This is a genomic window from Haliscomenobacter sp. (assembly GCF_040403615.1).
In the GTDB taxonomy this organism is placed as follows: domain Bacteria; phylum Bacteroidota; class Bacteroidia; order Chitinophagales; family Saprospiraceae; genus Haliscomenobacter.
Map to the genome: position 1 here is coordinate 1 of NZ_JBBAKG010000165.1, position 9,419 is coordinate 9,419.

Genomic DNA, 9,419 nt, shown 5'->3' on the forward strand with positions numbered 1-9,419 from the left:
GGTACATATGACCTGGCCACCAAGGCACGCATCTGGATCGATTTCGCCTTTAATACCCATGATCAAGACAGTTATTACGGCGCAGACTGGTACAAGGCAGAGCAGCAGATTGCTTTTTCCAACCTGATTTGGAATCCAAAGCTGAACAAACATGATCTTTTGATCGGGCTTACCAACCGCCTGCAACGTTATGACGACAATACAGTGGCCACCCCGTTAGGCGCAGATTTACAGTATATACCAGGACTTTTTGTACAAGATGAATGGACCGTGAATCCTCGTTGGACAGTTATGCTGGGATCGAGGCTGGATCAATACCGCAACAACGGACCAATTTTTTCTCCTCGACTGAACCTCAAATTCAAATCGGGAGACTGGACAACCTGGCGCTTCAACACTGGAACCGGCTTTCGCCTGGTGAATCTTTTTACCGAAGACCACGCCTTTGTCACCGGCCAGCGCGAGGTGCTGATCGAAGAAAAGCTAAATCCAGAGCGCTCTTACAACCTTTCCCTCAATTATAACCACATTTTTACCATCGGTGAAAGCCAGGGCGTGCTGGATGTAGACGCGTTTTTTACGCATTTTATGAATAAAATCATTCCCGATTACGATACGCCTGGAAAAATCATCTACCGCAATACGACCGGATATGCCCAAACCCGTGGCATCAATATATCCTTGCAGCAACAATTTCGGTTTCCGTTGAGCTACACCCTGGGCGGAAGTTTCCTGAGCAGTATTCAACGAGTACTGGACGACAATGGCCAAAACAAAACGCGAGCCATTCCCTTCGCACCTGCCTGGACGGCCTTGTCGGTGCTCAACTACCGCTTCAAAAAGCATGGTATTACCTTGGCTTATACCGCCAATTGGACGGGGTCAATGGAGCTCCCAGAGGTTTTTGACCTTGATGCTTCTGGAAACCTGGAGAAACAACCTCGACCCCAAAAGTCACCTGTTTTCTCCATCCACAACCTACAAGTCACCAAAAATCTGCCTAAAGCCAAGCTTGAACTATTTGGAGGGGTGCAAAATCTGCTGGATTACCGTCAGGCCTATTCTCCGCTGGTAGGCTTCAACGACCCGAAGACCCAACCAGGCTTTAGTCCTTTTTTTGATACAGCTTATGCCTTCAGCTCGATCCATGGGCGTGAATTTTATTTGGGATTGCGCTGGTCGAAGTAAATAAATCGAAAAAAAACCGCTATTTTTCCAGTCGAAAAAACCATAAAGTATGACGCAAAAAATTAGTTCCCGATTTTTTTAGAGGGTTTTGAATAGGAAGCTCACTTGAAATGAACCGTTCGACTTCCTATTCAAAACCCAAAATCGGGAAATTAATTTTTTGCGTTACAAATACTGGAATACTATGAAACAACTATCCTTGATTTTCCTCTACATCGCCTTATCCGTTGGTGTTCAAGCTCAACCTACTTTTGATTTGCTCATCAAAAATGGTTGGTTGGTAGATGGGACTGGTCAGCCCCGCATCAAAATGGATATTGGGGTGCGCAATGGAAAAATCCAGGTGATGGGTGGCGGACTATCGGGAGCCTCAGCTACCCAAACCATTGACGCTACTGGGAAAATAGTCTGCCCTGGTTTCATCGACGTACATACCCACATCGAAGGCAGTATTCAACCCAATCCCAGTGCGGCCAATTTTATTTTTGATGGGGTTACCTCTGTCGTTACCGGAAACTGCGGCAACTCTGCCAGTGATCTCCCCGCTTTTTTTCAGGAACTGGAAAAACTAGGAATTGGCCTGAATGTAGGCACACTGGTGGGGCACAACACCATTCGCAGTGCCGTAATGGGCAGCGTAAACCGCGCCCCAAGCGTTGCAGAGTTGGTTAAAATGCAAGAATTGATGACCAAAGCCATGAAGGATGGCGCTTTGGGACTTTCTACCGGGTTAATATACATTCCTGGTACTTTTGCCAAAACCGATGAAATTGTTGCATTGGCCAAAATTGCCGCCGAATACAAGGGCATTTACGCATCACACATTCGCCACGAAGACCATCAGGTCTTTGAGGCTGTAGAAGAGGCCATAACCATTGGGCGGGAAGCAAAAATTCCTGTCGAAATTTCGCACCTAAAAGTAGCAGGCAAAGCCTCCTGGGGCAAAAGTGAAGCGCTAATCACTAAGCTATACGAATACCGCAGCGCCGGGATCGATGTCATGGTGGATCAGTATCCTTATACCGCCAGTAGCACTACTTTGAGCACACAAATTCCCGATTGGGCTTTGGGTGGCGGAACAGATTCCCTCAAAATTCGCTTGGCCAAGCCCAATACCAAAGCGAAGATTGTTGCAGAAATGAAAAAAATACTCACCGAAAGCGGATCAGAGAATTTTAGTTTTGCAGTGATTGCCAATTGCCCCTGGGATTCAACACTCAACGGGTTGTCGATTCCTCAGGTTGTAAAAAAGAGCAAGGGAGAAAATTATAACCTCGATGACGAAATCGAAATGGTTTTAAAACTCTGCTCCAAAGGGCCACGGGTACAAATGGTGTTTCACAAAATGGGTGAAGAAGATGTTCGGCGCATCATGCAGTTTCCCTATTGTATGGTTGCATCCGATGCAGGAGTAACCAGTTTTGGCCACAGCATGCCTCATCCACGGGCCTATGGCACCAACGTGCGGGTACTTGCCGAATATGTGCGGGTACAGAAAACGATGGCATTCGAAGAAGCCATTCGGAAAATGACCTCTTTGCCCGCCACACGCTTCAATTTAAGTGATCGTGGCCAACTTCGTCCAGGTAAAGCTGCCGATATTTTAATTTTTGATCCCAATAAAATCAATGCTCCCGCTACTTATGACCATCCTCATGCTTATTCTACAGGAATGGAATATGTTTTTGTCAATGGAATTGCCGTAATTGAACAAGGAAAACCAACGAATAAAAAACCTGGAGTGATCATCAAACCCCAAAACCCCAAAATCCCAAAACCATAAAACATCAAAGAATGTACCCAAAACCAACCCTCTATCTGCTCCTTTTTCTTTCCTTTTTTTGCCTTTGCTTGCTTAATGGGCAGTCGAACATGCCCCTGGCCGTACAATTCACCAAAGAAGGCGACATTGCTTTCACCGAAAAAAAATACAATAAAGCCATCAAATTATACAAGCAAGCCCTTTCCATCAACGACAGTTTGCATGCAGCCCGCCGTGGGATGGGGGCATCGTTTGAACAATTGGGAAATTACCAGCAGGCGTTGACTGCTTACCTCAAGGTGACCGAATTAAGCCCCAAATTTTCGCGGGCAATCTATTATGAGATCGGACAAATCTATTACAAAATGGGCCAAAAAATGCGGGCGGTTACTTATTTTCAACAGTTTCAGCGCTTGCAATTGCTCGAAGACCTTTCGTTTACAGTCAATGGATTGAATGAACAAAGCCTGGAGTCTGGCTACCTGGAAAAACTGCCCAACAACATCCGTGCATGTACGGTGTCTCAAGACACCAATGTGTTGCTCAAAGACGTAAGCATTTACAACCTGGGCTCGAATATCAATGATAAAAATGATCAGTATTTCCCCTGTCTTACCAATGACCAATCCTTGTTGTTTTACACCCGGATGAGCGCCACTGGCCGAGATGAAGATTTGTATTACAGCATCCATGAAATCAATGGCTGGCGCAAAGGGAATTCTGTTGGCAACACCTTCAATACCAAATTGGATGAAGGGATGAGCACCCTGGTGCGCGATGGGCGACGGATGTTTTTCACCGCATGCAAACGGGAAGACGTAATTGGCTGCGACATATGGGAAGCCCAAATTGAAGGTACCGAAATCCGTGAAGTAAAGCCAATTTCGGGACACCCCAATTCTGAAAAATGGGAGTCCCAGGCAGCAATCAGTTGTGATGGCCGAACGCTCTATTTTTCCAGCATTCGAGAAGGTGGACTTGGTGGAGCAGACATTTGGTACAGCAACAAACAACTCGATGGTAACTGGAGTGAACCCAAAAACATGGGTAAAAATATCAATACCGCTCAGGACGAAGAGTCACCTTTTATCTCAAATGATGGCCGAACGCTGTTCTTTACCTCTACCGGGCATCTAAGTTTAGGCGATCAGGATATCTTCATGAGTTTTTTGAATACCAATGGTACCTGGGGGCTTCCAACCAATCTTGGGCCGCAAATCAATTCCCCGTTTACCGAGCGCTGCTTCTTTCTGTCGGCAGATGGCCGTACTGGTTATTTTGCCTCCAACCGCCCGGAAGGTTTTGGGGGTATGGACATTTACCAGGTACAATTTAAAGAGCCTTTGTACAGCGAACCGATGACGTTTGTGGAGGGATTTGTAAAAGATTCCATCACCGAAAAACCCATTCAAACGATAGTTGAAATTGCCGAAAGAGGATCGATTCAAACCGATCAGGACGGGCGATTTTTCATCTGTTTGCCTTCAGTTTCTTTGCTGCATACCGAGGCCTCGGTTGCTGGATATTTTCCCTTTTTGCGGAATTTCAATATCCCGGTTTGGGACAACAAGCGGTTTTATTCCCTGGAGTTGCGCTTGCAACCCACCAACGTAGCTCCTCCAGTAAAACCCAAAACGGAACCAACGCCAGATGATACCACCGCCACTATTTTGAAAGTGAAAAAAACACAACGCTACAGCAAAAGTTTTGTTTTCAAATTTGACAGCGATGAGATGGAAATGAATGAGCAAGACAAACTGGATGCTTTTGTAGCAACCATTGCAGGCAAAGAAATCCAGCGCATCGAAATAGATGGTTATGCTGATGACGTAGGCGATACCGGGTACAATTTTGAGCTTTCGGAGAAGCGTGCAAAAAAAATTGCGCTGTATCTGGTAGATAAAGGCTACCCGGTTACCCGGATTGCCCTAAAAGGTTATGGAGAGATCAATGATGACAATCTTAAAAAACTCAATCGGAAAGTTGAATTAAAAATCATCACACTTGAATGATTATTTAATGTACTTTCGAGTCAATAAAGCAATATCCTTACGTAGTCAACGTTTTGTTTTAGAACACTAGCTCTAGCACCCCTGATGCTGCCTAAAGCATCTTATGCGCTGTAAAAAACTTTGCACCATATGAAACGTTTATTATTCCTCTGCTGCTTGGTAGGCTTGAGTCTCGGCAGTAAAGCACAGACAACCCTCACAGATCGTCTTCCACTCGATCCGGCGATCCAAACTGGAAAACTCTCCAATGGGCTAACTTACTACATTCGCAAAAATGCAAAACCGGAAAAGAAGGTTGAACTTCGACTTGTGATCAATGCTGGATCCCTGCAAGAAGACGATACCCAACTTGGACTGGCGCACTTTTGTGAGCACATGGCTTTCAATGGCACCAAAAATTTCCCCAAAAATGAACTGGTGAGCTTTTTGGAAAAAATGGGCATTCGCTTTGGAGCCGATTTGAATGCTTACACCTCGTTCAACGAAACGGTGTACATGCTGCCCGTTCCCCTGGACAATCCTGAAAACCTGGAAAAAGGTTTCCAGGTAATCGAAGATTGGGCGCACAATTGTACTTACGATCCCGCTGAAATCACCAAAGAGCGCGGTGTGGTTCTGGAAGAATCCCGTATCGGCAAGGGAGCAGGTGACCGCATGTTCAAGCAGTACCGCAACCAACTTTTTGCGGGGTCAAAGTATGCACAGCGCTTGCCCATTGGCAAGGATGAAATCATCCAAAATGCCAAACCCGAAACCATCAAGCGTTTTTATACCACCTGGTACCGTCCTAACTTGATGGCAGTAATCGTAGTTGGGGATCTGGAACCCAGTGAAGCTTTGGCCATGATCAAAAAGCACTTTGGAGGGATTGCCAACCCCAAAACCATTGTACCACATACCGAAACTGCCCTTCCTGCACGCACCAAAACGGAAGTGAAGGTGGTGACGGATAAGGAAGCGACCAATTATAGCTTACGCGTATATTTCGACAACGTCAAAAGCCCTGCTGCAAATACGTTGGGCGCATACCAAAAAAGTATTCTGCAAAGCTTGATGACCAGCATGTTAAGTGGTCGTTTTCGGGAACTGGGACAAAGCGCCAAACCACCCTTTTTAGGTGCAGGCGCCTTCAATGGCAGCCTGGCCAGAGGTTACGAAAGTTTCACCCTGTCATGTGGAATCAGTAAGGCCGGAATTGATACTGCTTTAACCGCAACCATTGGTGTAGTGGAGCAAGCAAGAAAATTTGGCTTCTTACCAGCTGAATTGGAACGTGCCAAAACCTCCATGCTCAGTTCAATGGAACGCGCCGCGAAAGAAAAAGACAAAACAGAATCCAGTTCCTTTGTGCAGGAATACATCAGCCTGTTTTTGCAAAATGAACCGTCTCCAGGCATCGATCAGGAGTTGAAATATTATAAAGATTACTTGCCAAAGGTGACGCTACAGGATGTCAATAAAGTGCTCAATTCCTTTAAAATGGAAGGCAACAAATTCATCTTATTCTATGGACCTGAAAATGGCGAACACAAACTGCCTACCGAGACGGAATTGCTGGCCCTGTACACCAAAGCCAGCAAACAAACCGTAAAGGCATACGAAGAAAAAACCCTGGCAAGCAGCTTGATGGCGGCAGCACCAACTGGCGGAAAGATTGTGAGCGAATCAGTAAACCTGGCCTTGGGCATTACCGAAATGACCCTCAACAATGGGGTAAAAGTCACCCTGAAAACCACCGACTTCAAAAACGATGAAATCCAAATGCGTGCCACCCGCTTTGGAGGCATCAACAACTACCCTGTACAAGACCTGCGCAACGCATCTTTGATTTCTGGCATTATTGGCGAAATGGGCTTGGCTACTTTCCCTCCGTCAGACATTCGCAAAATCAATGCGGGCAAAATCGCAAACGTCCGTCCCAATATTGGAGACTTGACTTCAGGATTTCAGGGTTCAAGCAGTGTGAAAGATTTTGAAACCCTGCTGCAAATGGTTTTCCTGAATGCCACCGCACCACGCCGCGACGATAACTTGTTTGCGGGATACAAAGGCAAACAAAAATCGCAATGGTCCATGATGAGCGCCAATCCACAGTTTGCGTTTTACGATACATTGGGCAAGTGGATGTCAAACAATAGCGCGTGGGAACTGGGCCTGCCCAAGCCTTCCGATTACGATCAGATCAACCTGGATCGGGCCATCAGTATCTATAAAGAATGCATCGGCGATGCCGCAGGCCTGCACTTCGTTTTTGTAGGTAGCCTGGATGAAGCAAAGATGAAACCTCTGATTGCTCGATACCTTGGATCCTTGCCTTCCAGTGGCAAGGAAAGAAACTGGGTAGACAATGGTGCTCGTTCCATCAAAGGGGTGCAAGAGTTGAAGTTTTACCGGGGCGCTGATCCCAAAAGTATGGTGCAAATAGCCTGGGAAGCAGAAACAAAATATTCACCTGATTTTGAATTTCACGCAGACGCACTTTCCGAAATTCTCAACATTCGGGTAATTGAAAAAATGCGCGAAGAAATGAGTGGCATCTATGGCGGAGGATTTTACTGTTCGGTAAGCAAACGACCTTACGAGCACTTCAGCGCCGGCTTGTCATTCCCTTGTGGGCCTGAAAACGTAGATAAATTGATTGCGGCAGCCCTGGCTGAAATTGAAAACATCAAGACCAATGGCCCCAAAGAGGAAGACCTCGCCAAAATCAAGCAACAATGGACTGAGCAGCACCGCGAAAGTGTCAAAGACAATGGCTACTGGTTGGGTGAATTGCAAAGCATCCAATTGTACAAAGCCGATCCAGATCGCGTGCTCAACTACGATAAATACCTTGCGGCTTTGACCGTGAAAGACGTACAGGAAGCTGCCAAAATTATTTTTGGTGGGCCGAACCGGGCAACTGCAGTAATGTATCCTGAGAAGAAATAAGGGACTGATTTTTGGGGTTTAAGTTGTTGATTTTGGCTTTTGAAATCAACAACTTAAATCCTAAAAACCCTTAAAAAACCAACTTTCTTTCTTTTACGAGTCCACTCTTTTTGCCGCGCATCCTGAACCAATACACTCCCTTGGGTAATCGGTTGGTTTTGTACGAAAAAGTGAATGTATAAATCCCCGAGCTGTACAACTTATCCGTCATCAGCACATCTACCTGCTGATTCTCCCCATTGAAAACCGCCAGCGTCAAGGAGTCGTTTTCGGGAAGTGTAAATTCCCAATCTGCTTCAATGAGCATCATGGGACGTTTGGCCATTTGAGGCCCAGGTGCTGCTTTGGCATATTCAGCCCGGTACCAGGGAACTTGCCGACCGGTGAGCTGTGCTAGAAACTCAATCAGTTTTTTTGACTTTTCAGGTTGATTGCGGTCCCAAACCGCCGATAGATCGGCGTTGTCGCTGACACTCCATACGGCTTGTTGCGCCATTGGACTTTTGTCCAAATAATTGCGGTGCAAATAGGTGGCTACCTGGGTGAGCTTTTCGTTGCGCTGGCCTACAAATTGGAAAACGGAACCCGTACCTGGGCCGCCGCGGAGCATTTCGCAGCAATAACCAGTCAGCTTGAAAACGTGCTTTTGATTGGCTGCCAGGAGGTACTCTTCATTGTCTACTACCAATAGGTCTTGCAAAGCGGTATCCTGAGACTGAAACACCATTCCTGGCGATAAGGCTATTCTTAAAGGTCGCTTGCTGATGTTGGTGACTACCGCCTGTAGGCACTCGCCAGAGTATCCTCCCAAACCATCAGCTTGCAGGGTGATCAGGCCTTTTTCAAGGGCTTGTTGTAAAGTGGTGGTTTGAGCAGAAAGCGAAATGATTGAGCTAAACAGCAAATAAATCAGGGAGAAGCGCATGTGGTTTGAAATTTATCTTTTCCCAGTGAAACGTTTGCAAAAAACGCTTTATTTTATGGCTTTAATTGACCAACTCTTAAATACAAAGACCATGTTCAAATCTGCAATCCCTTTTATCCCTGAATATTTTGACCGCTACATTGATCAAACCGAGGATGTGGCCATGCTGGAAATGTTGGAGCGCTCTCAAACTGAACTGCAAAACTATGATTGGGACAAACTCGAATCTCTTGGAGATACCGTATATGCACCTGGCAAATGGACAGGGCGAGACATCCTCCAACACCTCATTGATACAGAACGCATCTTGAGTTATCGGGCATTGTGCATTGCCCGCGGAGAAGCCGTTAACCTGCCAGGATTTGAAGAAGATGATTATGCCCTGCATGCGCAAGGCAACCAGCGCAATTTTGAAGATTTGAAAACAGAATTGCTCACCTTGAGAACCAGTACGCTCCAGCTTTTTCGCAGTTTTAGTGATGCGATGCTCCTGCGGATGGGCTCAACCAGCGGAAAACAAATGAATACCATAGCTTTGGGCTTTATCATTGCAGGACATCAAAGACACCACTTCAGAATTTTGAAAGAGCGGTATTTTTGA

At 46.0% G+C, this 9,419-nt stretch carries 6 protein-coding genes; 5 read left to right on the forward strand and 1 reads right to left on the reverse strand.

Annotation, left to right across the window (positions count from 1 at the left end; all coding sequences use genetic code 11):
- The 4 genes from ABW391_RS27435 to ABW391_RS27450 form a co-directional block, all read left to right on the forward strand.
- Nucleotides 1-1,188, forward strand: a 1,188-nt coding sequence (locus ABW391_RS27435) for a TonB-dependent receptor plug domain-containing protein (RefSeq protein ID WP_353485103.1), incomplete at its 5' end; no start/stop codon positions are given.
- Between the two features lie 184 nt (nucleotides 1,189-1,372).
- Nucleotides 1,373-2,971 carry an N-acyl-D-amino-acid deacylase family protein gene (locus ABW391_RS27440; RefSeq protein WP_353485104.1) on the forward strand — a complete coding sequence of 533 codons (1,599 nt, stop codon included), beginning with the start codon at nucleotides 1,373-1,375 and terminating at the stop codon, nucleotides 2,969-2,971.
- An 11-nt stretch (nucleotides 2,972-2,982) separates the two neighbouring features.
- Nucleotides 2,983-4,962: an OmpA family protein gene (locus ABW391_RS27445; protein ID WP_353485105.1), complete on the forward strand. Its 1,980-nt coding sequence runs from the start codon at nucleotides 2,983-2,985 to the stop codon at nucleotides 4,960-4,962.
- Between the two features lie 129 nt (nucleotides 4,963-5,091).
- Nucleotides 5,092-7,893, forward strand: coding sequence for a M16 family metallopeptidase (locus tag ABW391_RS27450; protein ID WP_353485106.1), 2,802 nt, complete (start codon nucleotides 5,092-5,094; stop codon nucleotides 7,891-7,893).
- A gap of 70 nt (nucleotides 7,894-7,963) precedes the next feature.
- On the opposite strand, the gene ABW391_RS27455 is transcribed toward ABW391_RS27450, so the two are convergent.
- On the reverse strand, nucleotides 7,964-8,818 hold the full coding sequence (locus ABW391_RS27455) for a hypothetical protein (protein ID WP_353485107.1): 855 nt from the start codon (nucleotides 8,816-8,818) through the stop codon (nucleotides 7,964-7,966).
- Nucleotides 8,819-8,909: 91 nt separating this feature from the next.
- On the opposite strand from ABW391_RS27455, the gene ABW391_RS27460 reads away from it, so the two are divergent.
- On the forward strand, nucleotides 8,910-9,419 hold the full coding sequence (locus ABW391_RS27460) for a DinB family protein (RefSeq protein ID WP_353485108.1): 510 nt from the start codon (nucleotides 8,910-8,912) through the stop codon (nucleotides 9,417-9,419).

Excerpts from the sequence above, each read along its gene's own strand:
- ABW391_RS27440 (WP_353485104.1), top strand. The coding sequence starts at position 1,373 with ATGAAACAACTATCCTTGATTTTCCTCTACATCGCCTTATCCGTTGGT.
- ABW391_RS27445 (WP_353485105.1), top strand. The coding sequence starts at position 2,983 with ATGTACCCAAAACCAACCCTCTATCTGCTCCTTTTTCTTTCCTTTTTT.
- ABW391_RS27450 (WP_353485106.1), top strand. The coding sequence starts at position 5,092 with ATGAAACGTTTATTATTCCTCTGCTGCTTGGTAGGCTTGAGTCTCGGC.
- ABW391_RS27455 (WP_353485107.1), bottom strand. The coding sequence starts at position 8,818 with ATGCGCTTCTCCCTGATTTATTTGCTGTTTAGCTCAATCATTTCGCTT.
- ABW391_RS27460 (WP_353485108.1), top strand. The coding sequence starts at position 8,910 with ATGTTCAAATCTGCAATCCCTTTTATCCCTGAATATTTTGACCGCTAC.